Raw genomic sequence first — 26747 nt, 5'->3', positions numbered from 1 at the left:
CTCCGGGCCGGGGCTCAGGCCGGTAGGCCCCAGCGGGGCGCGGGCGCGTTCGCCGTGACCGGGCGGACGGTCAGGTCCGGGCGGTCGCCCTTCGCCGTGATCAGCGCCGAGTCGCCCTTGCGCAGGCGGATGCGTACCGCACCGTCGGCCAACTCCTCGTAACTCAGCGGGCGCCCGTGTCGGTCGCGGATCTCGATGGCACCCTCGATGCCATGGCGTACGACACAGGGTGCGCCCGCCTCGCTGGTCAACCGCACCCAACGGGTCCGCCCCTCTTCGCGTACCGCGCTGAGCAGGAACGCCCCCTGCGTACGGAAGTCATGGACGGTCATCTCCCGCCAGGCGGCGGGCAGCGCCGGGAAGACCCTGATCGTGCCGCCCCACGACTGGCACACCATGTCGTGCAGCGACTGGGCTGCCGCGAGCGGGGTCTCGATGACGGGGCCGGACTCCTTGTACATCGTGTTGGCCTGAATGAAGCGGCTCATCAGCTCGCCGAGGTATTTCAGCGCGTCCTCGCCCTTGCCGAGCAGGGCGGATATGGAGGCGGCACCCGTGAAGGTGTAGCCCTGCAGGGCGCCCTCGAAACCGACCCAGTGGGCCAGGGACTTCTCGATCAGGGCGCGTTCGTCCGCGGTGGAGCCATTGACCTCGTACAGCGGGTAGACCGCCAGGAGGTGCGAGAAGTGGCGGTGAGACTTCGCGAACGGGGCCCCGGCGCCGATCATGAAACCGTTCCCGTCGACCGGATAGGGGGTGAGCTTGGACAGCACCTCCTGCCAGCGGGCGGTCAGCGGGTCGCGGACGCCGAGTTCCTTCGCCGAGTCGAGCAGGGTGCGGCAGCCCCAGCGCAGCAGCATCAGGTCGTAGTTGCAGTCCGGCGCGTTGACGCCGTACTCGGGAGAGAACGTGGCCGGGAGATGCAGCTTGCCGTCCGCACCGGGCGCCAGGAAGTGCAGGTAGTAGTTGACGGCCTTGCGCAGCAGCGGGAACAAGGTGTCGCGCAGGATCGACTTGTCCATGGTGTGGCGGTAGGAGAGCCAGACGTTGTGCAGCGCCCAGGTCAGATTGCCGACCTCGGGGGTGGGCGGGTCCTGGCCCGGAATGCCGACGCCGTAGCCGAGGACGGGGGCGGTGGCGCCGCCGTTGATCAGGTGCGGGTCCGTGGTGCGTGGCAGTCCGGCCGAATCGGCTCGGTAGGGGGTGGCCACTTCCTTGGAGAGGTTGTCGCGGAATTCGCTCAGGGACCGGGTGATCGCGTCGAGCTCCAGGTGGTTGGAGCCATGGATCAGCCAGTACTCCAGCTGGGCGTTGAGGTTCCACCAGGTGTTGGGCCAGGGAGTGGGTTCGAGCCAGGGACCGGAAGTGGCCATCACGGGCGCGTCCTTACGCGCCGCCGATGCCGTCTTGTACAGCTGTATCCAGTAGAAGCGCTGCAGCCGGGCGTCCGGGAGCGACAGGAAGCTCTTTCGGTAGTACCGGTCCCACCAGATGTGATGCGGTCCGACGAGCCGGCCGTACGGGAGGTCGGCCGCGGTCCTCACGTGGCGCAGCGCACGGTCGCGGGCTGTCGCCCTCGGGTGCGAGTGCGTGACCGTGACGTACAGGGTGCGTGCCCCACCGCGGGTGACCTCACGCCAGGCGGTGACATGCTCGCCGCCCGCCAGCAGCGGCTGGACGGCGGCCGATGATCCCTCGTGCTCCTCGACGGTGGCGGGCGGATTACCGGTGTAGCCGGCGGGAAGCTTCTGGAAGTCGGCACGCGGGCTGATCGCGTCGGCCGGGTGGAAGACCCAGCGGAAGTCCATTTCGCCCGCGCTCGGGGTGACTTCCACGGCGAGCAGATCGCTGGAGGAGTGGACGAAGGCGCGGAGCTTCAAGGTGCCCGCGGTGGTGGTGATCGTGCCTTCGAGCTCGGCGGTGCGCAGCCGCATCCACCACTCGATGCCGGTGATGGTGCCGGCCGGTTCCAGGGTGAAGTGCCCGATCGGCAGGCGGGCGAGGCCGAAGAGGGAGCCGAACTCGGGGCGGTGGTCCTGGACCTCGGAGTGCTGGACGTTGAAGCGGACGGCCGTGGTGGTGGCGCCGGGCTCGGCGTAGATGCCGGAGCCGAGGCGGCCGTTGCCCAGATACGGGCCCTCGTACCAGGTCTTCGGCAGCTTCTGCCAGAGCAGGTCGGCGTCGTCCAGGACCGTGCGCCAGCTGTCGTCGGGGGAGCGCACGGTGACAGGGGCCGGGGCGGCGGGTGCAGGGGCGGCCGGGGCGGCTGCCCGGGCGGGGACGGACGCACCGCCCACCACGAGTGCGCCGCCGATCGCGGTACCGGTGGCGAGAACACTTCTTCGGGAGGGGGACGGGGCTTCGTTCCGGGACGGGCGGGAGGGGTCCGGTGCTGTGGGCAAGGCGTCTCCTGGCGACTCGTACGCAGGCACATCAATTCATCCGAGCTATTCCTTCAGGGAAAGTAGGCACGGGGCATTCTTGCGTCAATAGAGCGGGAGAGATCCGATGTGTTCCCCTCTATCTGGATAGCATCCATCCAGATGGTCAGGGGGCCGGAGGTCAGGCCCAGATCACCGCGCTCAGCCAGGCTCCCGTCACCAGCAGACATGCGTAGAGCTCGACGAGTACGGAACGGCCCGTCGCCCGCATCACCGAGCGGACCGATGCCCACCCCGCCCCATGGCTGCCGAGTCGCAGCCGCTCCGCCCCGTAGATCGCCCCCACATAACCGACGATCCCGCCCACCACCGGCACTACGAAGAAGCCCACGATCGCGCCGGCCCCGCCCAGCATCAGAGTCCTGCGTGGTGCACCGGACTCACGGGGGCGGCGCGGCGGCAGCAACAGCTTCAGCGCCTGGTTCAGCAGAAGCAGTGCGGTGGCACCTATGAGCACCCCCCAGGCGGCCGGAGTCATGTCGGTCAATGCCCACCACAGCACGGCGGCCCAGACGATCGCCTGCCCCGGCGCCCCCGGCACCAGCACGCCGATCAGGCCGAGAAGCATCACCAGGCCGACGGCGACGAGCTGCCACACTCCCATCTGACCAGCCTGCCGGAGTCCGGCCGGTCCCGCCCGTCAGCGCGGCTCGGGGGCTGTCGGTGCAGCTCAGAGCCGTAACGAAGCGGCGGGGACACCGGGCCGGGGTATCCGGCGGGGGCCTCGTTCAGGTCCGTGGAGTCCGGGACACCCAGCCCCGCTCGTACGCGTGCCAGCCCAGCTGCAGCCGGGTCGACACCCCGGTCAGCTCCATCAGGCCCTTCACCCGTCGCTGTACGGTCCGCAGCCCCAGCTCCAGCTGCTTCGCCACGCTCGCATCCGTCAGCCCGGCCAGCAGCAGCGAAAGAATCTCCAGGTCCGTCGCATCGGGTCCGGTGGACTCCTCCTCCATCCGGCCGTTCTCGCCGAGCCTGAGCGGCATGGCCTCGCGCCACACCGCCTCGAAGAGCCCCATCAGTGACTCCAGCAGCCCGGAGGCATGAACCACCAGTGCCGCAGGCTCGGCGCCCCGTCCGGTCAGCGGCACCATCGCCAGGGCCGTGTCGGCGATGACCAGCTTGGTGGGCACCCGGTCGACGACCCGGCACTGCTCGTCACGGCTCAGCGCGGCCGACAGCTCCGTGATCCCGGACGGCAGCGCGAGCACCTCGCGCTCGACCACCACCCGGAACGACACCCCGCGCGTGGCGGCCTGCTCCTCGGACTCGTTCTCCATTCCGGTGACCGCGATCGGCTTCCCGGTGACCAGGGCGCACACCTCGCTCGTCGCACCCAGCTGCAACTGGTGGAAACGGTGCGCCACCGCGCTCGCGCCCGTGACCACCTCGACCAGATCGTGCACGGCCGACTCGGTGGCCTCCGCCCGGTACTCCTCGGCGAGCAGCGCCGCCGCCAGTTCCGCCTGCTCCAGCTCATGGCGCTGCTGGGTCAGCAGCGCACCCAGCGCCACGCCCGGCGGCGCGGCCACCCAGCGGCCCGTACGGGCCGACGACTGGGCGGCCAGCCCATGCTGTTCCAGCCGGCGCAACGCCCGTTCGGTGTCCGACTCGGGGAGTGCCAGCCGGTGCGCGAGATCGGAGACCTCCGCGGCTCCCACCGCCACGAGCGCGCGGTACGCCGACTCCTGTATCTCGTCGAGACCTATGGCTCCCAGCATCCCCGGACCCCTCCCGGACGCATTGATTCCGCACGATGTCGCTGTCTTCGGGCACCCGGTCGTGGCGGAAAGCGGCCACGGCGTAAACCCGCCGTGTACATCATCCCTTTATCGCTCGTCGCTCTGCCAATGTGGCGCCACCGCAGTACCAACAACCTCCGGAATGCTGCGGTTTGTTCAGAGGCGTTCCGGTTTTACTTGGGGAGAGCGATGCGCCCGATATCGCGTACGGCACTGGGAGTGGCCACCGCCGCCGTCCTGGCCGTCACCGCGATCGCACCGTCCGCGGCAGCGCCGCAGGACGAGACGACCGCGAAGAGACCACTGACCGGCAGTGCTGCCGCCGACGCCAAGGGGGACAAGCCGGTCACCGTCACCCTGGTCACCGGCGACAAGGTCCTGGTGAGCACGGACAGTTCGGGGGCCGCATCGGTCGTCGCACTGCCGCGCGAGGACGGCACCGTCCCCCTCGTACAGACCAGGCAGTCCGGCAAGGACCTCTACGTCTACCCCGACACCGCCACCGACGCGCTGGCCGCGGGCACGGTGGACGAGGAACTCTTCAACGTCACCGGGCTCATCCGTCAGGGTTACGACGACGCGAGCACCAAGTCGCTGCCGCTGATCGCGGTCTACGGCAAGGACGTGGCCCGCTCCGCGCCCGCCACCCCGCGCGGTGCCAAGCGCGGACTCGAACTCGACGCGATCGACGGCGTTGCGCTCAAGGCGGACAAGGAGAAGGCCGCCGACTTCTGGTCGGACGTCACCGACACCCGTTCCCGCTCGGCCTCGGGTCTGAAGAAGCTCTGGCTCGACCGCAAGGTTCAGGCCACTCTCGACAAGTCGACCAAGCAGATCGGCGCCGACCTTGCCTGGGCTGCCGGATACGACGGCAAGGGCACCAAGGTCGCCGTGCTCGACACGGGTGTCGACGCCGAACACCCCGACCTCAAGGGCCGGATCGCCGCCTCGGAGAACTTCACCGACTCCGAGACCACCGACGACCGGCAGGGGCACGGCACCCACACCATCTCCACCGTGGGCGGCTCCGGCGCGGCCGGCGACGGCAAGAAGAAGGGCGTCGCCCCCGGCGCAGACCTGCTCGCGGGGAAGGTCCTCAACGACAGCGGCTCCGGCGCCGAGTCCTGGATCATCGCCGGTATGCAGTGGGCCGTCGACCAGAAGGCCGACGTCGTCTCCATGAGCCTGGGCAGCCCGGCACCGACCGACTGCACCGACCCGATGAGCGTAGCCGCCGAGGAACTCGCCCAGAGCAAGGACACCTTGTTCGTGATCGCGGCCGGAAACGAGGGACCGGCGCTGAACACCGTCTCCTCGCCGGGCTGCGCCCCCAGCGTGCTGACCGTCGGCGCCGTCGACCGCGACGACTCCACGGCCCAGTTCTCCAGCCGCGGACCCGTGAACGGATCGCACACCCTCAAGCCCGAGATCACCGCTCCCGGTGTCGGCATCTCGGCCGCCGCAGCAGGCGGCCGCGGCGTCTACGCCTACCGGACGATGTCCGGTACGTCGATGGCCACCCCGCATGTCGCGGGCGCCGCAGCCATCGTGAAGCAGCGTCACCCGAAGTGGTCCGCTCAGCAGATCAAGGCGGCCCTGGTGTCGTCCGCGAAGAGCGACATCCCCGGCGACGTACGCGAGACCGGCGGTGGCCGCCTCGACGTGAAGGCCGCCATCGACACCACCGTCGTCGGCGCCCCCGCCGTCCAGGGCGGTACGTTCAACTGGCCGCAGGACAAGAGCGACCGCACCACGGTCGACGTCCCGTACACCAACTCCGGCACCGAGCCGGTGAAGCTGTCGCTGAAGGTGCAGGGCGTCACCGGCAACGACGGCTCGGACGTCCGCTCCTTGGCCGCCAAGCTCGACGCGAGCACCGTCACCGTCCCGGCCGGAGCCACCGTCAAGGTCCCGCTGCACATCGACCCGACCGCGAAGCTGAAGGCATCCCAGTACGGCGATGTCACCGGACGTGTGCTCGCCACCGGGCCCGACGGCGTCAAGGTCTCCACCCCGTTCTCGATGTACGTCGGACCGGAGACCGTCACGCTGCGCGTCAAGCTCGTCGACGGAACCGGCAAGCCCGCCACGGGCCCCTCCTCGGTGGACCTCATCGGCACCGACACCGCCGGCGGTGAGCGACGCTTCAACGACGGCGCCACCGAACAGGTCTACCAGGTCCGCCCCGGCGCGTACTTCGTCTCCAGCTTCATCACCACGCCCGACACGAAGGACGCCACAGGCCAGTTGGTCGAGTCCGTCGGCTACCTCGCCAGGCCGCAGCTGAACGTCACCAAGGACACCACCCTGGTACTGGACGCCCGCAAGGCCCACCGGATCCAGGTGAAGACGGAGGACCGTGCCTCCGAGAGCCGCTCCACGACGCTCTCCTTCGGCCGCAGTTGGGACGACGTCTGGCAGCACTCAGGCTCCATCACCGGCACCGGCATGAACTACCTGGCCGACGTGCAGGGCAAGGCGAGTGACGGCGACTTCGAGTTCGCCAGCCTCTGGCGCGCGTACGCCCCGCAGATCGAGAAGCTGTCGGTCGTCGGCGGCGCCGCACTGCACCCGACGGTGGCGAGCACCGGCTCCGTCAACCTCGACGGTACCGGGGAGGCCGCTCTCGTCGACGCGGGAACCGGCACCCCCGAGGAGCTGAAGGCCGCAGGTGTCTCGGGCAAGATCGCCCTGGTCAAGATCGCCGATGACGGGATGATGGCCACTCAGGCGCGGAACGCCGAGGCCGCGGGCGCAAAGGCGGTCATCGCGTACCGGCCGTCCGCGGGCCCCTGGAGGCCGTCCGTCGGATACGGTCCGGCGCCGCTGCCCTCTCTCGGTATCGAGTCGAGCGAGGCCGACGCCCTGAAGGCCGCCCTGGCCGACGGCCCCGTGAAGCTGAGCTGGAAGGCCACCGCCGCCAGCCCGTTCGTCTACAACCTCGCCTTCCCCGAGACCGGCCCGGTCACCTCGGACCGTACGTACAAGGTGCGTGACAGCAAGCTCGGCAAGTCCACCGCCACGTACGAGGCGATGGGCGTCGCGGCCGACTACATGGACACGATGATCACCAACCGTCCGTACGGCGGGAGTTACTCCGGTGGCTTCGACACCGTCGCTGTCCCCGGCAAGCGCACCGAGTACTACTCGGCGGGCGACACCGGCTGGGAGCGGTATCTCTCCTCCAGCTTCCCCTTTGGCGAGTACATGGTCGACCAGCCCCGTACCTACACGGCAGGCTCCGAGCGCACGGAGAACTGGTACCGGGGCATCCCGGTCCCGGCCGCTCCGCGTGACGCCGCGGGCAAGGTCCAGCTCGCCGCCGAACGGCAGGACAACGTGATCGGCGTCGCCCCGGGCTTCTGGAGCGACACCGAGCACGCCGGTCTCCAGGGCTCCTTCGGAGACATCGGCAACATGCGACTGACCAGCGGTGGCGAGGTGCTCGGCGAGTCCGGCTGGCCGTCCGGGGTCTTCACCGTCCCGGCCGGGGACGCCGCGTACGAACTCACCATGGACACCTCCAAGTTCGGTCAGCCCGCAGCCGTGTGGAAGCGGTCCACCCACACCGAGACCACCTGGAAGTTCCGCTCGAAGCGGGACGAGAACGTCTACTCGCAGGGGATCCCGCTGCTCTTCCCGGGCTACGACCTGGAGACCGACGGACTCAAGACCCTCCCGGCGAAGGACGGCCAGACGATCGGCCTGAGCGTCACCGGCCACGCGGGCTACACGCCCGGCAAGCTGGTCGCCGCCGAGGTCTCCTACTCGTACGACGATGGCGAGACCTGGACCCGGGCCACCACCGCACAGCAGGGCGGCCACTGGACCGCGACCGTGAACCACGCGGGCGCGGCCGGCAAGCCGGTCACCCTGAAGACCGAACTGACGGACGCCAACGGCAACTCCGTCATCCAGACCGTGAACGACGCGTACGCCGTGCGTTGATCATGTTCTGACCGGTCCGCCGGGCGTCCTCCCCGTGGGGGGTGGGGCCGCCCGGCGGACCCTTTTTCATGGCCACTTTTTCCGGATGCCCCGTTTTCTTAAGGCCCGTGCGGTGGACAATAAGGGCATGAGCCAGCAGGGGGAGAGGTCCGCCGCCCACGAGGACGACTGGTGGCGCAGGCTGTACGACGAGACCGCCAGGGACACCGGGGCGAGCAGCGCGGCCGACAGTCTCGACGACCGCTTCGACTCGGCGTCGGACGCGGTGAGTCAGGGCGGGCCCGGGGGGCTTGACGGGGCGGGGGAGGGGGCTGGGCTTCTGCTTCCGCCTTCGGCGGTGGCGCCGGGCACGTCGGCTGGGCCGCCACCGCCGTCCGCGCCTCCCCCTTCGCCGGTCGCGCCGGCCGGGTCTGCGCCGTCCGCGCCCGTGGCGCCTGAGCCGGTGCGGGTGCGTGCTCCGTGGGAGCCGCCGGTTGCGCCCATACGCGGCCCGGGTGCGTCCCCGGCCGGCCCTTCGCAGCCGCGCACCTTCGCCGCACCGCCGGTTCCGGCCGGTCCTCCGGACGCCGCTGACCTGCCGTCGGGGCCGGACTTGCCGCCGGGGCCCGAGCCCGCGCCCGAGCCGTGCATCGCCGACGGGGCGTCCACGCCGGCGCCGCCTCTGCCCAGGCGGCCGGTGGGCGAGGGATCCGCCGCCCCGCAAGCCCCCGTCACCACGGTCACCGCACAGGCACCTGCACCCGGGCCGGAACGCGTACCCGCCGTACCCGCACCCGCCCCACTCCGCCCCGTTGTCGGCCACGTGGGTGACCGGCCGCCCACCTACGACGCCGAGCCCACCGCACCGCCCGCCACCGTCCCCCAAGAGCTGGACGGTCTCGTCGCCGACACCGTGCTCGACGGCGCCGGATACGGCACGTACACCCTGCGCGCCGCCTCCGTGCGCGGGGACTCCGCACGGTTCCGGGGCGAGCCCCGCCGCGATGCGCTGCTCACCGTGCGCTTCGGCACCGACAGGAGTGCGCTCGTCCTGGTCGCCGTCGCCACCGGGGCCCGCGCCACCGAGCGGGCGCATCTGGCGGCGGCCGACGCCTGCCGCTGGATCGGCGGTGCCGTCGGCCGCAGCCATGTCCGGCTCTCCGAGGACATAAGGGCCGGCCGCCGTGGCGACCTCAAATCCGGCCTGCACCGCCTCACCGGCCGCAGCTACGGCAAGCTGCGCGCCCGCGCCGCCGAGCTGGGACTCCCTGCTGCTGCGCAGCAGCGGCCTCACTGAACCCCCGCGCGCGGAGCCCTCGCTCGCCCAGGAGCTCGCCGAACGCTGGACCCCTGACCAGGCACCCGGGCTCGCCACTTTCCTCGCGGACACCCAGCTCAGGGTGAAGGGGTTGGTAACTGCTCGCCGGGGAGTGCGCATAACGTCGGTTTAGCTCAATCGTGTGATGGTCCGCTCGCGGGCTTGCGGTGCCCTGGGCCGACCCGGTTAACGTGATCGTGTGATCTGGGACGCCGGGTGCGGCGCCAGCGTGCGGGGCCCCCGTTCTACCGGAGTGATGGTTCGGGGCCTCCCCGTCGCCTCTGGCCGTATCCACATGGCCAGGTCGCGCAGGGAACTGGCCTCCCGAGATCGGACCACGCACGGGATGCGTGTCGCCGCCCCGGGGTTGAGTACGCCGGGGACCAGTGCGCCCAAGACCGTTCGGGGCGTGCGGCTGTCGGGACTCACTCCCGCTCAGTCTTCAGGAACGGTACTCCGACGACCGTACGAGTGTCGGCGTCTGGGAGGCGTAACCGCGCGCGCCATGGGTTGATGGATGCGGAGTCCGGAAGCCGAAGCGCGGAAAGGGTACGCACCCATGGCCAAGCAGAACGTGTCGGAGCAGTTCGTCGACATCCTCGCCCGGGCGGGCGTCAAGCGTATGTACGGCGTCGTCGGCGACAGTCTCAACCCGGTCGTCGACGCCATCCGCCGCAACTCGGCCATCGAGTGGATCCAGGTCAGGCACGAGGAGACCGCCGCGTTCGCCGCCGGTGCCGAGGCCCAGATCACCGGTGACCTGGCCGCCTGCGCGGGCTCCTGCGGCCCCGGCAATCTGCACCTCATCAACGGCCTCTACGACGCCCACCGCTCCATGGCACCCGTTCTCGCCCTCGCCTCGCACATTCCTTCGAGCGAGATCGGTCTCGGCTACTTCCAGGAGACCCATCCGGAGCTGCTCTTCCAGGAGTGCAGTCACTACAACGAGATGATCTCCAATCCGCAGCAGATGCCGCGGCTGCTCCAGACGGCCATTCAGCACGCGATCGGCCGAGGTGGCGTCAGCGTCGTATCGATGCCGGGTGACATTGCATCGCAGCCCGCCCCGGAGAAGTCGGTCGAGCATGCCCTGGTCACTTCGCGGCCGACGGTACGGCCCGGTGACGAGGAGATCGAGAAGCTCTGCCGGATGGTCGACGAGGCGAAACGTGTGACACTGTTCTGCGGCAGCGGCACGGCGGGTGCCCACGCCGAAGTGATGGAGTTCGCCGAGCGGGTGAAGGCCCCGGTCGGGCACGCGCTGCGCGGCAAGGAATGGATCCAGTACGACAACCCGTACGACGTCGGCATGAGCGGACTGCTCGGTTACGGCGCCGCCTACGAGGCGACCAACGAGTGCGATCTCCTCATCCTGCTCGGCACCGACTTCCCGTACAACGCCTTCCTCCCCAACGATGTGAAGATCGTCCAGGTCGATGTGCGCCCCGAGCACCTCGGCCGCCGCTCCAAGCTGGATCTGGCGGTCTGGGGCGATGTCCGTGAGACGCTGCGCTGTCTGACCCCGCGGGTCAAGACCAAGACCGACCGCAAGTTCCTCGACCGGATGCTGAAGAAGCACGCCGACGCGCTGGAAGGCGTGGTCAAGGCGTACACCCGCAAGGTCGAGAAGCACATCCCGATCCACCCGGAGTACGTCGCCTCGGTGCTGGACGATCTGGCGGACGACGACGCCGTGTTCACCGTCGACACCGGGATGTGCAACGTCTGGGCCGCCCGCTATCTCTCTCCCAACGGCAAACGCCGCGTCATCGGTTCGTTCAGCCACGGCTCGATGGCCAACGCGCTGCCGCAGGCCATCGGCGCCCAGTTCGTCGACCGGAACCGGCAGGTGGTGTCGATGTCCGGCGACGGCGGATTCACCATGCTGATGGGTGACTTCCTCACCCTGGTGCAGTACAACCTGCCGGTGAAGGTCGTGCTGTTCAACAACTCCTCGCTCGGCATGGTCGAGTTGGAGATGCTGGTCGCCGGCCTGCCGTCGTTCGGTACGACCAACAAGAACCCGGACTTCGCGGCGATCGCCCGGGCAGCCGGGGCGTACGGCGTACGGGTGGAGAAGCCCAAGCAACTCGAAAGCGCCCTCAAGGACGCCTTCAAGCACAAGGGCCCGGCGCTCGTCGATGTCGTCACCGACCCCAACGCGCTCTCCATCCCGCCGAAGATCAGCGCGGAGATGGTGACCGGCTTCGCGCTCTCCGCCAGCAAGATCGTGCTGGACGGCGGAGTCGGCCGGATGCTCCAGATGGCCCGCTCCAACCTGCGGAACGTGCCCCGCCCCTGAGCGAGCCCGAGCAGCGGGGCGGGACTGGCCGGGACTTCACGCCGGGGCCGGCCGGGACCTCATGCAGGGGTCAGGCGGACCGTCAGGATCTGGAACGGCCGCAGCGACAGTACGAGACCGTGCTCACCGGTGTCCGCCTTGTGCAGCGGCCGTTCCAGCAGGTCGGTGATCCGGGCCTGTACGACGGGGAATCCGACGCGCAGCGTCGTATCGGCCCGCCCGCCCGCCGACTCGTACAGCCGCACGATCACATCACCGCTGCGGTCCTCGGCGAGCTTGACCGACTCCACCGTGACCGCCGGATGCCCGGTACTGATCAGTGGCGGCAGGACCGGCGCAACGGCCGCCCGCAACGGCAGATTGAGCGCCAGCCCCTCCCGTACCGCATCCGTGACCTCACCGCCCGGCGCCAGCGCGTACGTGAACCGATGCCTGCCGAGGTCGGTCTCCGGGTCCGGGCTGTGCGGGGCGCGCAGCAGCGTCAGCCGTACGGTCGTGCCCAGGCCCGAACCGTGCGGGGTCCGGGTCACCTCGTGCCCGTACGTCGAGTCGTTGAGCAGGGTGATGCCGTACCCCGGCTCGGCGACCCGCAGCCAGCGATGGGCGCAGATCTCGAAACGGGCCGCGTCCCAGCTGGTGTTGTCGTGCGTCGGGCGGTGAATGTGCCCGAACTGGATCTCGGCCGTCGACCGTTCGGCGTGCACATCGAGCGGGAACGACACCTTGAGGACCTTCTCCGACTCCCGCCAGTCCACCTCGGTGTCGATGTCGATCCGCCGGCTGCCGGCGGTCAGCCGGATCTCCTGCACGATGCGCGACGCCCCGAACGACCGCATCACACGGACGGCGGCCCGCAACGGCCCCTCCTCGACCAGTTCGACGGAGTCGGCGTCGGTGAGATCGGTGCGGGTGCGGCGGTAGTGGCGGTCGATGTCCCAGGCGTCCCAGTGATTGGGGTGATCCGGATGCAACTGGAGGAGGTTGGCCCGGTGACCGGGGGCGAGGGCGTCCCGCCCCGCCCCGAGATCGCGGACGGCGGCGATCAACCCGTCGCCGTCGACCACGACCCGCAGCAGCCCGTTGTCGAATACGAAACCCTCGTCCGCCGAGCCGGTCACCGTGACCGCGTGCTCCACAACCGCCGAACCGTCCAGCAGACCCGCGCCCAGCCCGGGTGTCACGGCCAGCACCGCCGTACGCCCCTCGCCCAGCGGCTGCACATGCGCGCCCGAGGGCAGCACCGCGCTCGCCTCGGCGTTCAGCTCGACCACCTGACTTCGGTGGTACGGCGATGAGTTGAGCGCCACGAGACCCTCGGCCCCACCCAGCGCAGCCACCGCGTCCGCCACCAGACCGGCCAGCTCCTCCCGCACCCGTTCGTATGTCTCGTGGGCCTCCCGGTGCACCCAGGCGATCGACGAGCCCGGCAGGATGTCATGGAACTGATGCAACAGCACCGTCTTCCACAGCCGGTCCAGCGCCTCGTACGGATAGGGGTGGCCGGGAGTCCGCAGCGCCGCCGTGGTGGCCCACAACTCGGCCTCACGGAGCAGGTGTTCGCTGCGCCGGTTGCCCTGCTTGGTCTTGGCCTGGGTGGTGTACGTGGCCCGGTGAAGCTCCAGATACAGCTCACCGGACCAGACCGGTGCCTGCGGCCCGTACTCCTCCTCGGCCGCCGCGAAGAACGCCGACGGCCTCTCGATCTCGACCCTGGGCGAACCCTCCAGATCCCTGAGCCTGCGTGCCTTCTCCAGCATCTCGCGGGTCGGACCGCCCCCGCCGTCACCCCAGCCGAACGGGACGAGGGAGCGCGTCGCCGGTCCCTTCTCCGCGAAGTTCCCTTCCGCATGGGCCAGTTCGCGGCCATGGAACTGTGCGTTGTAGGTGTCCACAGGAGGGAAGTGAGTGAACACCCTGGTCCCGTCGATGCCCTCCCACCAGAAGGTGTGATGTGGCATTTTATTGCTCTGGTTCCAGGACAGCTTCTGCGTCAGGAACCATTTCACCCCTGCCAGTCGCGCCAGCTGCGGGAAGGCAGCCGTGCAGCCGAAGGAGTCCGGCAGCCAGATCTCCTCCGTCTCCACCCCCAGCTCCTGCTCGAAGAACCGCTTGCCGTGCACGATCTGCCGGACAAGCGCCTCACCACCCGGCATATTTGCATCGGACTCCACCCACATCGACCCCACGGGCGCCCACTGCCCGTCCGTCACGGCCTGCTTGATCCGCTCCCAGATGTGCGGCTGATGCTCCTTCACCCAGGCGTACTGCTGTGCCTGCGACGCGGCGAAAACCAGCTCCGGATAGTCCTGGGCCAGCGCGGTGACATTGGCGAAGGTGCGCGAGGCCTTGCGTACCGTCTCACGCAGCGGCCACAGCCACGCCGAGTCGATGTGCGCATGCCCGGCGGCCGAGATCCGGTGTGCGCTCGCCGACGCCGGCCGGGACAGCACCTCGGTGAGCCGGCCCCGGCCGGCTCGCGCCGTGCCCGCCACATCGTGCAGATCCAGTGCGTCGAGCATGCGCTCCAGCGCCCGCAGGATCTCGTGCCGCCGCGACCGGTCGACGGGCAGTTCCCGCATCAGCTCGGAGAGCACCTCGATGTCCAGAACGAGATGCCAGACCTCCTCGTCCAGCACGGCGAGGTCCGCGGAGGCGAACCGGTAGAGGGGCCGGTCACCCGCCGTAGTCACGTCCCCGAGCGGCGTCGGCGCGAAGCCGTCCTCCAGAACCGCCGGGTTGGCCGCCGCCTCCAGGAGCAATGAGACCGGTTCACCGCCGATGGCCGGGGACGCGACCGTCAGATGCCGATTTCGCGGGTGGATGCCCTTGAGCGGAACGCCCGCGGTGTCGTACAGCATCCCCTCGGCCTGGAATCCGGGCCCCTGACCGGAGAAGCCGGGGTCGACGACCACCTCGACGCGCCGCCCCGCCCAGTCCTCGGGCACCGTCCCCTCCAGCCGGAACCAGCTGGTGGACCACGGCTTCCCCCACTCCGTACCTGCCCTGAACGGCTCGTAGGTTCCCTCCAGTACCTCGGCCACCGGTACGGGTTCGCCGGGGATGTGCCGGACGGAGAGGGCGAGCGGGGTCCGGGCCGGGTACTGGGCCGGGCGGATGAACTGGTGCAGGGCCCTTTCGAGGCGGTCCTCCACCAATGTGCGGTCGTTGTGCATCACGGCTCCTCGGTTCGGCGCCTTGGGGCGTTCATGGCTCCACTTCCCCGGCGGCGGAACCGGCACCCCTGCGAACGGCGCGACGGGGTGACGGTTGATCAACTGTCCCTGCACACACCCTTGGCGGCGCCAAAACAATGTGACATATTACTGTCGTGTTCATGAGACAGCCCCTGGATGTCGTCATCGTCGGGGCCGGAATGGTTGGTGCCGCCTGCGCCTACTACGCCTCCCGGTCCGGACTGTCCGTAGCCGTCGTCGACCGAGGGCCGGTCGCCGGAGGCACCACCGGAGCCGGGGAGGGCAACCTCCTGGTCTCCGACAAATTGCCGGGACCCGAACTGGAACTGGCCCTGCTCTCCGTCTCCTTGTGGCGCGAACTGTCGGAAGAACTTTCTTCGGACATCGAGTACGAGATCAAGGGCGGCCTGGTCGTGGCGGCGTCCGAGGAATCCCTGACCACCCTGTCCACGACGGCCGCCGCCCAGCGGGGAGCCGGAGTCGAGGCGTACCACGTCACATCCGACCGGCTCCGCGATGCCGAGCCCCACCTCGCACCGCACCTCGCCGGAGGCTGTCACTACCCGCAAGACGCTCAGGTCCAACCAGCTCTGGCCGCAGCCGAGTTGTTACGGGCAGCCGGCCGCTCCGGAGCACGCCTGTGCCCGGGGGAGGAAGTCGTCGGGATACTCAGGGACCGGGATGGTGCGGTAGGCGGGGTGCGCACCGCACGGAGTGAACTGCGCGCCCCGGTGGTCGTCAACGCGGCGGGCACCTGGGGCGGTGACCTGGCCGCAATGGCCGGGGTGGACCTGCCGGTCCTGCCGCGCAGGGGATTCGTGCTCGTCACCGAGCCGTTGCCGCGGCTGATCCGGCACAAGGTCTACGCGGCGGAGTACCTGTCCGATGTGTCGAGCGGGTCCGCGGCGCTGCAGACCTCGCCCGTGGTGGAGGGAACCCCGTCGGGGCCGGTGCTGATCGGGGCCAGCCGCGAACGGGTCGGCTTCGACCGGACGTTGTCGGTTCCGGCGGTCGCCCGAATGGCCGCCCAGGCCGCCGCTCTCTTCCCCGTATTGGCGGATGTGCGGGTGATGCGCGCCTACCACGGGTTCCGCCCCTACCTGCCCGATCATCTGCCGGCGATCGGCCCGGACCCCCGGGTGCCAGGCCTCTTCCACGCCTGCGGCCATGAAGGGGCCGGGATCGGGCTGGCCCCCGCGACCGGACTGCTGATCGCCGACGCGATCGCCGGGCGGCAGCCGGTACTCGATCTCGGACCGTTCGCCCCGGAACGCTTCGACACCACGTGCCATGTCGCATGACTGCGAAGGGGGCTCGCGTGCCCCAGGAGAGGACCCTGTGAGACGTACCCGTGCACGTACCCCGGCCGAGCTCGTCGCGGCGCAGCCCGAACCGGAATTCCAGCTGACTTTCGACGGGCGCCCGGTTCGTGGACTGCCGGGGCAGAGCATCGCCGCCGTCCTCTGGTCTGCGGGCATCCTGACCTGGCGCACCACTCGGGTCCACGGCCGGCCGCGGGGAGCCTTCTGCGGCATCGGTGCCTGCTACGACTGCCTGGCCACGGTCAACGGCCGGCCGAACCAGCGTGCATGCCTGCTTCCCGCCCGCCCCGGCGACGCCATCACCACACAGAAGGGCGACGGGCATGCCGCACTCGACAGATGAACGCCGCCCACGGGACGCGGACTGCGCAGGACTCGCCGTGGTGGGCGCGGGACCGGCCGGCCTGGCCGCCGCCGTCACCGCGGCCGATCACGGGCTCGACGTGGTTCTGCTGGACTCGGCCGTCACGCCCGGCGGGCAGTACTACCGAAGCCCGCCCGGCGGGCTCGGCGCGACCCGGCCCGGCGCCCTCCACCACGGCTGGCCCGTCTTCGCCGAACTCTCCGCACGACTCGCCACGCATCGCGGCTCCGGCGCGATCCGCCATCTCCCCAACCATCAGGTGTGGACGGTCGAACGAGCCGGTGAAGGCGACTGGATCCTGCACGCCGTCACCGGAGCCGAAGGGGAACAGCGTTCCGCTGTCCGGGCCCGCCGACTGCTGCTGGCGACGGGCGCCCATGAACGTCAACTTCCCTTCCCCGGCTGGACGCTTCCGGGCGTGGTGAGCGCGGCCGGCGCCCAGGCCATGCTCAAGTCCGGCCTGGTGCTGCCTGGCCGGCGGATCGTGGTCGCGGGGAGCGGCCCGCTTCTGCAGGCCGTCGCTCTCTCGCTGACGCGCGCCGGTGCGAGCGTTCCCGCACTCATCGAAGCGTCCGGTTACGGGGCGTACGCGCGCGCTCCCCGGGTGCTGGCCGCCAACCCCGGCAAGATGGCGGAAGGCGTCCGGTACGGGGCGGCACTGACCGGCGCCGGAGTTCGAATGCTGACTCACCGGGCGGTGACCGAGGTGCACGGCGACGACCGGGTGGAGGCGGTGACCGTCAGCCGGGTGGACCGCCGGTGGCGCCCTGTGCCGGGGACCGGCCGCACGATCGCCTGCGATGCGCTCGCCGTCGGTCACGGGCTCGTTCCCCAGCTGGAACTCGCCGTGGCGGCGGGCTGCGGTACGCGCGCTTGCGCGGACGGCACGCATGTGGTCACCCTCGACGAGCAGCTCAGGACCACCGTGCCGGGGGTCTGGGCGGCGGGAGAGGCCGGCGGCATCGGCGGCGTCGAACTCGCTCTCTGCGAAGGAGAGTTGGCGGCACTGTCGGTCATTCGTGAGATGCGGGGCGGTGTGCAGCGGGCAGCGGCACGCAGAGCGGTCGCTCTGCGTCGTTCCCGACGCCGTCTGCGGGCCTTTTCCGCGCTGATGGGTGCTGTGCACCGGCCGGGGGCGGGGTGGAGCGAATGGCTGACCGGCGACACGGAGGTCTGCCGTTGCGAAGAAGTCACCGCGGGCCGGATCCGTACCGCGTGCGAGGAGCTCGGAGCCGGTGACACCAGGACCGTCAAACTGCTCACCCGGGCCGGAATGGGGTGGTGCCAGGGCCGGACCTGTGGATTCGCCGTCCGCGAACTGGCCGGCGCGCACGGCAGCGGACACAGCGCCGGTGAAGAGCCGGACGGCCCCGACCGGCGCCCGCTGGCCTGCCCGGTAAGGCTGTCCACGCTCGCCGACCTGGCCGACCCCGGATAGACCCGCAGCCACTCCCCGACACGCCTCGGCCGCGCCTCGGTACTTCGCGCCGCCGGCTGTTGCCCATGCTTCCCCCCACGCCGTGAATGTCACACCACTCAAGGAGCCACGATGCAGACGAACGCCCACCCGCGCACCCGCCCCTGGCACGGGGTCATGGTCGCCACCCCGCTCACATTGCGCGAAGACTGCACGATCGACTACGACGCCTATGCCACGCATGTCCAACAGCTCATCGCGGAGGGTTGCGACGGTGTGGTGCCCAACGGGTCACTGGGGGAGTACCAGACCCTGACCGACAGCGAACGCGAGCAGGTGGTCCGGGTCGCCGTCGCGGCGGCAGGCGACGGCAGCCGCGTCATGCCGGGCGTCTCCGCCTACGGCAGCGCGGAGTCGCGGCGCTGGGCGGAACAGGCGGCAGAGGCGGGCGCCGGTTCCGTGCTGCTCCTGCCGCCCAACGGATACCGCTGCGAGGACGCGGCGGTCCGAGCCCACTACGCCGCTGTGGCCGAAGTCGGGGTTCCGGTCGTCGCGTACAACAACCCGTACGACACCAAGGTGGATCTGACACCGAGCCTGCTCGCCGCTCTCCACCAGGATGGCAGCATCGTGGCAGTCAAGGAGTTCAGCGGCGATGTCCGACGGGCCTACGAGATCGCCGAACAGGCGCCCGGCCTCGACCTGCTCGTGGGCGCCGACGACGTACTGCTGGAACTGGCACTCGCCGGGGCCGTCGGCTGGATCGCCGGCTGTCCGAACATGCTGCCGTCCTGCTGTGCCGAGCTGTACCGGGCCGCTGTGACAGGTGACATGGCAACTGCCCTGTCTCTGTACCGCGAGCTGCATCCCCTGCTGCGGTGGGACTCGAAGCCGGAGTTCGTCCAGGCCATCAAGGCATCCATGGACGTTGTCGGACGCCATGGCGGCCGTACCCGTCCGCCACGTCTTCCCCTGTCCGCCGACGACGCGGCCGCCGTATGTGCCGTGACGGAGAAGGTACTGGCCGCGGGCCTCGGCTGAGCGCCGTTTTGCTGTCGCACGTCCGGTCAGTGCCCGGCCCAGCCCGTTCTTTCCGTTCTTCGTGTTCACCGTGACGAACCAGGAGGAGCCTTGCAGACACGTCACATCTTCCACGCAGTCGACTCACACACCGAGGGCATGCCCACCCGCGTCATCACCGGCGGCATCGGCACCATTCCCGGTGCCACGATGGCTGAACGGCGCGCGTACTTCCGGAAACACCGGGACGCCGTGCGAACGCTGCTCATGTACGAACCGCGCGGCCATGCCTCCATGAGCGGCGCGATCCTCCAGCCGTCGACCCGGCCCGACGCGGACTTCGGCGTCCTCTTCATAGAGGTTTCCGGGTATCTGCCGATGTGCGGGCACGGCACCATCGGGGTCGCGACCGTTCTGGTGGAGACCGGCATGGTCGAGGTCACCGAACCCGTCACCACCGTACGGCTGGACACCCCAGCCGGACTCGTCAGCGTCGACGTCCGGGTGAGGGACGGCGCGGCCACCGCTGTCACCCTGACCATGGTTCCCGCGTTCAGCGTCGCACTCGACCGGACGGTGGACGTACCCGGCTACGGACCGGTCCGCTACGACCTCGCCTACGGCGGAAACTTCTACGCGATGGTGCAGCTGTCCGACCTCGGGCTGCCCTTCGACCGGGCGCGCAAGGACGACATCCTGGCGGCCGGACTCGCCCTGAAGGATGCGGTCAACGCCGCTGACCGGCCCGTTCACCCGGAAGATCCCGACATCCACGGCCTCAAACACGTGCAGTTCATCGCACCCGGCTCCGATGCCCGCCACTCCCGACATGCGATGGCCATCCACCCCGGCTGGTTCGACCGGTCGCCCTGCGGAACCGGCACCTCGGCACGCATGGCCCAACTGCACGCACGCGGTGAACTTCCCCTGGACACCGACTTCGTGAACGAGTCCTTCATCGGAACGAAGTTCACCGGGCGTCTCATCGAGAAGACCACCGTGGGCGGACTGCCCGCCGTCGTCCCGACCATCACGGGCCGTGCCTGGATCACCGGTACCGCACAGTTCTTCCTGAACCCGTCCGACCCCTTCCCCGAAGGATTCCTGCTGTGAACCTGCCCCTGCTCGGCGCCGACGACATCGAGGCACTGGGACCGACCGGAGCCTTGGACGCCCTGGAGGCGGCGCTGAGCGGGGGACTCGATCCGGAGACGTCCCCGGCCCGGCACCATGTCACAGTGCCCGGCGGAGAACTGCTGATCATGCCCGCCACCACCCATCAGGTGACCGGAGTGAAGATCGCCGGAGTCGCCCCCGACAACCCGGCACGCGGCCTGCCACGGATCACTGGAAGCTATCTGCTGCTCGACGGCCCCACCCTGCTGCCGCTCGCCCTGCTCGACGGGGCCGCGCTCACCACGCTGCGCACACCGGCCGTGTCGGCACTCGCGATCCGCCACCTCACCCCGCCCGTCCTGCGCCATCTGGTGCTCTTCGGAACGGGCCCCCAGGCGTACGGACACCTTGCCGCGGTGCTCGCGGAACGGCACGTCGAACGTGTCACCGTGGTCGGCCGTACCCCGCGCCGGGTCGCCGCACTGGTAGAGCACGCCCATCAACTCGGCGTGGACGCCCGTGCGGGTGAGGCGCACGGGACCGAGGAGGTCGCCACGGCCGATCTGGTGCTCTGCTGCACCACGTCCGCAACCCCGTTGTTCGACGGCACCCTGGTACCGGACGGGGCGACGGTCGTCGCGGTCGGCTCGCACACCCCGGACGCCCGGGAGGTCGACACGGCTCTGGTGTCACGCTCCGCCGTGATCGTCGAATCGAGGGCGGCAGCCCTGTCGGAGGCGGGCGATCTGCTGATCCCGATGGCGGAAGGAGCCTTCGGCGCCGAGGACATCGCCGGCAACCTCGCCGACCTGGTGACCGGTCGGATCCTCGGTGAGAAGCCGGCCGCCTTCGAGCGCCCCCGGTTCTTCAAAAGCGTCGGAATGGGGTGGGAAGATCTCGCGGTCGCCGCGGCGGTGCACCGGAAGTCGGCGCCCTGACCGAGTTGTCCACAGGTCAGGAGCGACGGGCCCGAGCGGAAACGTGACATTGTATTCTGAGGGCCCGTACGGCGTTGGAGGAACAAACATGGCCCGCCTGTCGACGCTCAATGTCATCTCGGCGCAAGAGCACTTGCGCGATCAGGTGGCGAACGCTCTCAGGGCGGCCCTGATCGCCGGAGACCTCCGTCCGGGCGTGATCTACTCCGCCCCCGCGCTCGCTGCCGAATTCGGGGTGTCCGCCACCCCGGTCCGCGAGGCCATGCTCGACCTGGCGCGTGAGGGCCTGGTCGAAGCGGTCCGCAACAAGGGTTTCCGCATAACGGAGCTGACCGACCAGGACCTCGACGACTTCACCGAACTCCGCGCCATGATCGAGGTACCCACCGTCGGCCGCATTGCCCGGATGGGCAAGGTCAGGGAGCTGAAGGCACTTCGGCCGCTCGCCCTGGCGATTGTCGCTGCTGCCGCCGAGCACGACATCATCGGTTATCTGGAGGCCGACCGCCGCTTCCATCTCGAACTGCTCAGTCTGGCGGGCAACCGCAGGCTGGTGGAGGAAGTCGGCAACCTGCGCAAGCGATCGCGCCTCTTCGGGCTGAACCGGCTTGACGCAACAGGGCAGCTGACCGCATCGGCCGAGGAGCATGTCCAACTGCTCGACCTCGTGATCGCCGGTGACGCCCAGCGCGCCGAGGCCTGCATGCTGGCCCACATGTCACATGTCAGGTCGATATGGGCCGAGGAGGGCGGCGACGACGCCGGCGCCGGAGGCACCCGGGGCAGAAGGTCGTCGCTGCCGGTCGCAGAGGCCTGAGCCACCGGTTTCGTCCCGGAGCCTCAAACAGTACTCCGTCCTCCACCGGCCGCCCCCGCCCCCGCGCGGGGGCGGCCGGTGGAGTGGGTCGTCCGGTTCAACCGTCCAGCACGGCGGCCATCCACTCCTCGATTCCGTCGGCGGTGCGCGGCAGTGCGGACGACATGAGGTGTGCGCCGTCGGCCGTGATCACGAGGTCGTCCTCTATCCGCACCCCGATTCCGCGCAGCGACGGGGGCAGCGTTTCGTCGTCGGGCTGGAGATAGAGCCCCGGTTCCACGGTCAGTACCTGGCCGACTTCCAGGCGCCCGTCCAGATAGCGGTCGGCACGCGCCTGGGCGCAGTCGTGAAGGTCCATACCGAGCATGTGACCGCTGCTGCAGAGCGTGTACCGACGGTAGAAGCCGTTGTCGGCGTCGAGAGCCTCATCGGCGGACATCTGCAACACGCCCCATCCGTACAGCCCTTCGGCGATGACCCGCATGGCCGCCAGGTGGAAGTCACGGAATCGTGCCCCAGGGCGCAGGGCTGCGATGCCCGCTTCCTGCGCGGCGAGCACCAGCTCGTAGACGCTGCGCTGTACGGGGGAGAAGCGGCCGGACAGCGGCAGGGTGCGGGTGATGTCGGCCGTGTAGAGCGAATCGGTCTCCACCCCGGCGTCCAGGAGCAGCAACTGGTCGCGTTCCAGGGGGCCGTCATTGCGGATCCAGTGCAGGACACAGGCGTGCGCCCCGGCCGCGGCTATCGTGGAGTACCCCGGACCATTCCCCTCCAGCCGGGCCCGCAGATCGAAGACGCCCTCGATCCAACGCTCACCGCGCGGGTGTCGCAGCGCCTGCGGAAGGCTCCGCACCACATCCTCGAATCCTGTCACCGTCGCATCGACGGCTTGCTGCAACTGCCCGGTCTCCCAAGGGTCCTTGATCAGTCGGAGCTCGCTGAGCACTGCTTCAAGTCCTGCCGGCGCCGACCGTCGGCGCTGGAACGAGCGGCAGGAACGCAGTAGTTCGTCGACGGCAGGGTCCACCCCTCCCAGCGCCCGTACCGGTGGCTGTGGCCCGGTCAGCAGCTTCTCCCAGTCGTCCAGGTGTGCACAGCGGATGCCGGTCATCCGGGCGGCTTCCTCCAGATCGGGTCTGCGCCCGACCCAGAACTCCCCGTATCGGCGGTCGCGGTAGAACTCGCGGCCGGTGCGAGGTGACCGAGGCCGCAGATACAGCACCGCCTCGTGCCGCTCGTCGCCGTCGGGTTCCAGGACGAGGACGTGTCCGGCCTGGTCCTCGCCGGTGAGGCCGGTGAGCCAGGCGTAGCCGGTGTGCGGCCGGAAGCGGTGGTCGGTGTCGTTGGAGCGGACCGCGAGCGCGCCCGCCGGAATGATCAGGCGCTCGCCGGGGAAGCGGGCGGCCAGCCGGGCCCGGCGGGCCGGGGTGACGTCGTAGGAGGGGACGCGGGCGTCCGCCGGCAGGGGGGTGTCCGCCCACGCCGTACTCATGAAGGCGTCCAGTGCCGGCGACACCGGCAGGTCGTGGCTGCTGGTGCAGGGCGCGGAGAAGGAACGGGACACGGGCATTGCTCCTCGGGGGCTCTGTGGGACCGGGGTCGGGGCCGGAATTCCGGATCTCCGGGGACACGGTGGTGCGGTGGTCGGGAAACCGGTGGTGGCGGCCGGTGCGTTCGGGGCCGCGCGTCATATCCCTTGCCGCGACGAGAAGTTGTCGCGCAGATGAATGTGTGTGAGAGGGGTTCCAAAGAACATGTGACATGTGCCATTGTACAGCGCGCAAGAGGAAAGGAGCCGTGCTCATGTCACGACGTGAGTGCACTTCAGATCCGGTCCGGCACCGACCTCTTGCATTCCCCCACAACCGCGCCCTGTCGCGCGGTCACCACTCCGCTGGAGGCGGCACGTGAAGAACCTGAGGGTTCGGCAAAAGATAACCGGATTGTCCACTGCGGTCCTGGCAGCATGCCTGGGTGTGGGCCTGTTCACGGCACCGAGCCAGGCCGTCGAGCAACGCCCCGCCGTGTCGACCGTGACCCCCCACTTCTCGGACGCCGCCCAGAAGCGGGCGGAACCCCGGACCGAGGACCCCGGCGGCCCCACCGCCGAGGCGCTGACGGCACCCGCCGACGATGCCGCTCACGTCGAACGAAAGTCGCTCAAGGCCGCCGACCTGCCGCCGCTGTCCGCGTCCAAGGACGCGCTCAAGCGGGACTACGACGACCCGTCCACCGCGCTTCCGAGCCACCAGGCACCTTCGATGAAGGCAGAGAAGCGCCGCGCCAAGAAGCTCGGTACGGCCGCTGCCGAGTGCAACGTCACCGATTTCACCAACAACACCGGAAGCGCCCTGGTCGAGAAGGTCAAGGCGGCGACCACCGACTGTGTCAACACACTGTTCCGTATCCAGGGCCAGGACGGCTACAACGCCTTCCGTGAGGACCAGATGGTCACCATCGCCAATGCGATGCGCGACGCGTCGGCCTCCTATCCGGGCGACGACAGCACCGGCATGCCGCAGCTGATCCTCTTCCTCCGGGCCGGCTACTACGTGCAGTTCTACGACCCCGACACCGTCGGGGAGTACGGGCCGCGCCTGCGCACCGCCATCCAGGGCGCGCTCGACGGCTTCTTCGGCTCCTCGCACGCCTTCGACGTCACCGACGCCAACGGCGAGAGCCTGTCCGAGGCGATCATCCTGATCGACAGCGCCGTGGAGAACGCCCGCTACCTGAACATCGTCAAGAAGATGCTGGCCGACTACGACGAGTCGTACAACGCCTCGTGGTACATGGTCAACGCCGTGAACAGCGTGTACACGGTCATGTTCCGCGGTCACCAGGTGCCGGAGTTCATCAGCGCCATCGAGGCCGATTCCAGTGTGCTGACCTCGCTGCGCGACTTCGCCGCGAACCACCTCGACCTGCTGGGCACCAAGAATTCGTTCCTGGCCGCCAACGCGGGGCTCGAGCTCGGCCGCTTCCTCAAGGAGGACTCGCTGCGCGACAAGGCGAGCCCGCCGGCGATCGACCTGATGGGCAAGAGCTCCATCGACGGCCCCACCGCCCCGCTCTGGGTCAACCTGGCCAAGATGGTCGACGCCTACGACAAGGACAACTGCGCGAAGTACGACGCCTGCAACCTCGCGGAGCGTCTCGAGAAGGTCGTCCTGCCGGTGAAGCACACCTGTAGCGACAGCATCACCATCCGGGCGCAGGACATGGCCGCGGAGGAGCTCGAAGCCAGCTGTACCAGCCTGCGCGACCAGGACGCCTACTTCCACGAGGTGGCCCGGGACAACGGCGCGGTCGCCGACGACAACAACAAGACCATCGAGGTCGTGGCCTTCAACTCCAGCGCCGACTACCAGACCTACGCCGGAGTGATCTTCGGCATCGACACCAACAACGGCGGCATGTACCTGGAGGGCGACCCCAAGGCCGAGGGCAACCAGCCCCGGTTCATCGCCTACGAGGCCGAGTGGGCGCGTCCCGACTTCCAGATCTGGAACCTCAACCACGAGTACACGCACTACCTCGACGGCCGCTTCAACATGTACGGCGACTTCGCCGCCGGAATGACCACGCCGACCGTCTGGTGGGTCGAGGGCTTCGCGGAGTTCGTCTCCTACTCGTACCGCAAGCTCGACTACGAGGCCGCCATCGCCCAGGCCGCGAACCGCACCTACCGCCTGAGCACCCTGTTCGACACCACCTACGAGAACGCCGACCAGACCCGCGTGTACAACTGGGGCTACCTGGCCGTCCGTTACATGCTCGAATCCCACCGCTCTGACGTCGACACCCTGCTCGGCCTCTACCGCAAGGGCGACTGGGACGGCGCCCGCACCCTGCTCACGTCGACCATCGGCAGCCGTTACGACGCCGACTGGGACACCTGGCTGGCCGCCTGCGCGGCTGGCGCCTGCGGCAGCGGGTCCACCAACCCGCCCGGTGAGATCACCGAGTGCAAGGACACCGACACCAGGCTGCTGGGCCGGAATTGCATGCGCAGCGAGCTGAAGGCCGTCAAGGGCGACTACGCCTACCTGACCGTCCTCATCCCGGCCGGCACCACCCAGTTGAAGATCACCGCCTCCGGCGGCACGGGTGACGCCGACCTCTACTACAGCGCGAAGGAGTGGGCGACCACCGAGGTCTACACCGACAAGTCCGTCGGGGCGGGCAACGAGCACACCCTGACCGTCAACAACCCGGCGCCGGGCTACCACTTCATCAGCCTCTACGGCACCGAGCAGTTCGACGGCGCCAAGGTCACCACCGAGTTCTGATCCCTACGACCCCCATGGCATCGGCCGGCCGAGTGATGATCCCGCTCGGCCGGCCGGTGCCGTCCTCCGGGCCGCGTCCGCCGGACACGGCCCGGGGCTCACGACAGCCGCAGCCCGCCGGGCGCCGTTCCGTTCGTCAGGGCCTCCACGAGCAGGTCGAACAGGGTCGGTCCCTGCCCCACCAGCGCCTCGTCCAGCCGCTGCTGGACCGCCGCGCGGTTTGTGGGATGCACCCGGCTCAGGCTCTGCCGCAGCCAGCGCGCCGTCTCCTCATGGCCCAGGGCCCGTGCGGAGAGAGCGTGGTCCCGCCACTCGAAGACGAAGTCACCGTCGTCCGGAGTGCCCATCCCGCCGCCGAGGCAGTCCGCGAGCGCGTCGAAGTTGCGGCCGAAGTACCCGCCCGGGCCGTTCACGGCCTCGCCGATCACTTTCCAGAACTGCTCCAGGCCGGTGACCCGGGAGCCGTCGATCACATAGGTCACGGTCATGGGGGGAGGGTACAAGTCCGGCCGCTTCCGACAGTCCGTGATCCGCGCCGCA

Annotated in this window: 16 protein-coding genes and 1 pseudogene; 11 read left to right on the top strand and 6 right to left on the bottom strand. The window is 69.6% G+C overall.

The window, feature by feature from the left end:
• Positions 1 to 14 precede the first annotated feature (14 nt).
• The 3 genes from NRF20_RS10335 to NRF20_RS10325 form a co-directional block, all read right to left on the bottom strand.
• Positions 15 to 2402: a glycosyl hydrolase family 95 catalytic domain-containing protein gene (locus NRF20_RS10335; protein WP_398629926.1), complete on the bottom strand. Its 2388-nt coding sequence runs from the start codon at positions 2400 to 2402 to the stop codon at positions 15 to 17.
• Between the two features lie 160 nt (positions 2403 to 2562).
• Positions 2563 to 3045, bottom strand: a complete 483-nt coding sequence (locus NRF20_RS10330) for a DUF456 domain-containing protein (RefSeq protein WP_398629927.1) — start codon at positions 3043 to 3045, stop codon at positions 2563 to 2565.
• Between the two features lie 124 nt (positions 3046 to 3169).
• On the bottom strand, positions 3170 to 4159 hold the full coding sequence (locus NRF20_RS10325) for a helix-turn-helix domain-containing protein (RefSeq protein ID WP_398629928.1): 990 nt from the start codon (positions 4157 to 4159) through the stop codon (positions 3170 to 3172).
• Between the two features lie 210 nt (positions 4160 to 4369).
• Here NRF20_RS10325 and NRF20_RS10320 point away from each other — a divergent pair, with 210 nt between their 5' ends.
• The 3 genes and pseudogenes from NRF20_RS10320 to NRF20_RS10310 all read left to right on the top strand — a co-directional run bounded on the left by NRF20_RS10320 (position 4370) and on the right by NRF20_RS10310 (position 11727).
• Positions 4370 to 8128, top strand: a complete 3759-nt coding sequence (locus NRF20_RS10320) for a S8 family peptidase (RefSeq protein WP_413752454.1) — start codon at positions 4370 to 4372, stop codon at positions 8126 to 8128.
• Between the two features lie 127 nt (positions 8129 to 8255).
• Positions 8256 to 9558: pseudogene (locus NRF20_RS10315) on the top strand (protein phosphatase 2C domain-containing protein).
• Positions 9559 to 9984: 426 nt separating this feature from the next.
• On the top strand, positions 9985 to 11727 hold the full coding sequence (locus NRF20_RS10310; protein WP_398629930.1) for a pyruvate dehydrogenase: 1743 nt from the start codon (positions 9985 to 9987) through the stop codon (positions 11725 to 11727).
• Positions 11728 to 11786: 59 nt separating this feature from the next.
• On the opposite strand, the gene NRF20_RS10305 is transcribed toward NRF20_RS10310, so the two are convergent.
• Complete coding sequence (locus NRF20_RS10305) at positions 11787 to 14900, bottom strand: alpha-mannosidase (protein ID WP_398629931.1); 3114 nt, start codon at positions 14898 to 14900, stop codon at positions 11787 to 11789.
• A gap of 161 nt (positions 14901 to 15061) precedes the next feature.
• Between NRF20_RS10305 and NRF20_RS10300 the strand changes: the two genes are divergently transcribed.
• The 7 genes from NRF20_RS10300 to NRF20_RS10270 all read left to right on the top strand — a co-directional run bounded on the left by NRF20_RS10300 (position 15062) and on the right by NRF20_RS10270 (position 21915).
• The gene (locus tag NRF20_RS10300) at positions 15062 to 16222 is read left to right on the top strand and encodes an NAD(P)/FAD-dependent oxidoreductase (protein WP_398629932.1); all 1161 of its coding nucleotides are present in this window, start codon (positions 15062 to 15064) and stop codon (positions 16220 to 16222) included.
• A 37-nt stretch (positions 16223 to 16259) separates the two neighbouring features.
• The gene (locus NRF20_RS10295; protein WP_266356701.1) at positions 16260 to 16586 is read left to right on the top strand and encodes a (2Fe-2S)-binding protein; all 327 of its coding nucleotides are present in this window, start codon (positions 16260 to 16262) and stop codon (positions 16584 to 16586) included.
• On the top strand, positions 16567 to 18045 hold the full coding sequence (locus NRF20_RS10290) for an NAD(P)/FAD-dependent oxidoreductase (protein WP_398629933.1): 1479 nt from the start codon (positions 16567 to 16569) through the stop codon (positions 18043 to 18045). The genes NRF20_RS10295 and NRF20_RS10290 overlap by 20 nt, the downstream gene beginning before the upstream one ends.
• A 111-nt stretch (positions 18046 to 18156) precedes the next feature.
• Positions 18157 to 19065: a dihydrodipicolinate synthase family protein gene (locus tag NRF20_RS10285; protein WP_398629934.1), complete on the top strand. Its 909-nt coding sequence runs from the start codon at positions 18157 to 18159 to the stop codon at positions 19063 to 19065.
• Positions 19066 to 19155: 90 nt separating this feature from the next.
• Positions 19156 to 20157 (top strand): proline racemase family protein, encoded by a 1002-nt coding sequence (locus tag NRF20_RS10280; protein WP_413752453.1) that lies wholly within the window; start codon positions 19156 to 19158, stop codon positions 20155 to 20157.
• Positions 20154 to 21098 (top strand): ornithine cyclodeaminase family protein, encoded by a 945-nt coding sequence (locus NRF20_RS10275; protein WP_398629936.1) that lies wholly within the window; start codon positions 20154 to 20156, stop codon positions 21096 to 21098. Before NRF20_RS10280 ends, NRF20_RS10275 begins: the two co-directional genes overlap by 4 nt.
• Positions 21099 to 21186: 88 nt before the next feature.
• The gene (locus tag NRF20_RS10270) at positions 21187 to 21915 is read left to right on the top strand and encodes a GntR family transcriptional regulator (RefSeq protein ID WP_398629937.1); all 729 of its coding nucleotides are present in this window, start codon (positions 21187 to 21189) and stop codon (positions 21913 to 21915) included.
• A 97-nt stretch (positions 21916 to 22012) separates the two neighbouring features.
• Here the strand turns inward: NRF20_RS10270 and NRF20_RS10265 are convergent, their stop codons facing one another.
• Positions 22013 to 23485 carry an aminopeptidase P family protein gene (locus NRF20_RS10265; protein WP_413752452.1) on the bottom strand — a complete coding sequence of 491 codons (1473 nt, stop codon included), beginning with the start codon at positions 23483 to 23485 and terminating at the stop codon, positions 22013 to 22015.
• A gap of 337 nt (positions 23486 to 23822) precedes the next feature.
• Here NRF20_RS10265 and NRF20_RS10260 point away from each other — a divergent pair, with 337 nt between their 5' ends.
• Entirely contained in the window at positions 23823 to 26207 is a 2385-nt protein-coding gene (locus NRF20_RS10260) for a M9 family metallopeptidase (RefSeq protein WP_398629939.1), read from the top strand.
• A gap of 98 nt (positions 26208 to 26305) precedes the next feature.
• Here the strand turns inward: NRF20_RS10260 and NRF20_RS10255 are convergent, their stop codons facing one another.
• A complete protein-coding gene (locus NRF20_RS10255; protein WP_398629940.1) occupies positions 26306 to 26695 on the bottom strand; it encodes a barstar family protein in 390 nt (129 codons plus the stop codon).
• Positions 26696 to 26747: the final 52 nt, after the last annotated feature.

The sequence above is a fragment of the Streptomyces sp. R-74717 genome (assembly GCF_047305335.1).
In the GTDB taxonomy this organism is placed as follows: Bacteria; Actinomycetota; Actinomycetes; order Streptomycetales; family Streptomycetaceae; genus Streptomyces; species Streptomyces atratus.
This window is presented reverse-complemented; position numbering and strand designations above follow the sequence as displayed.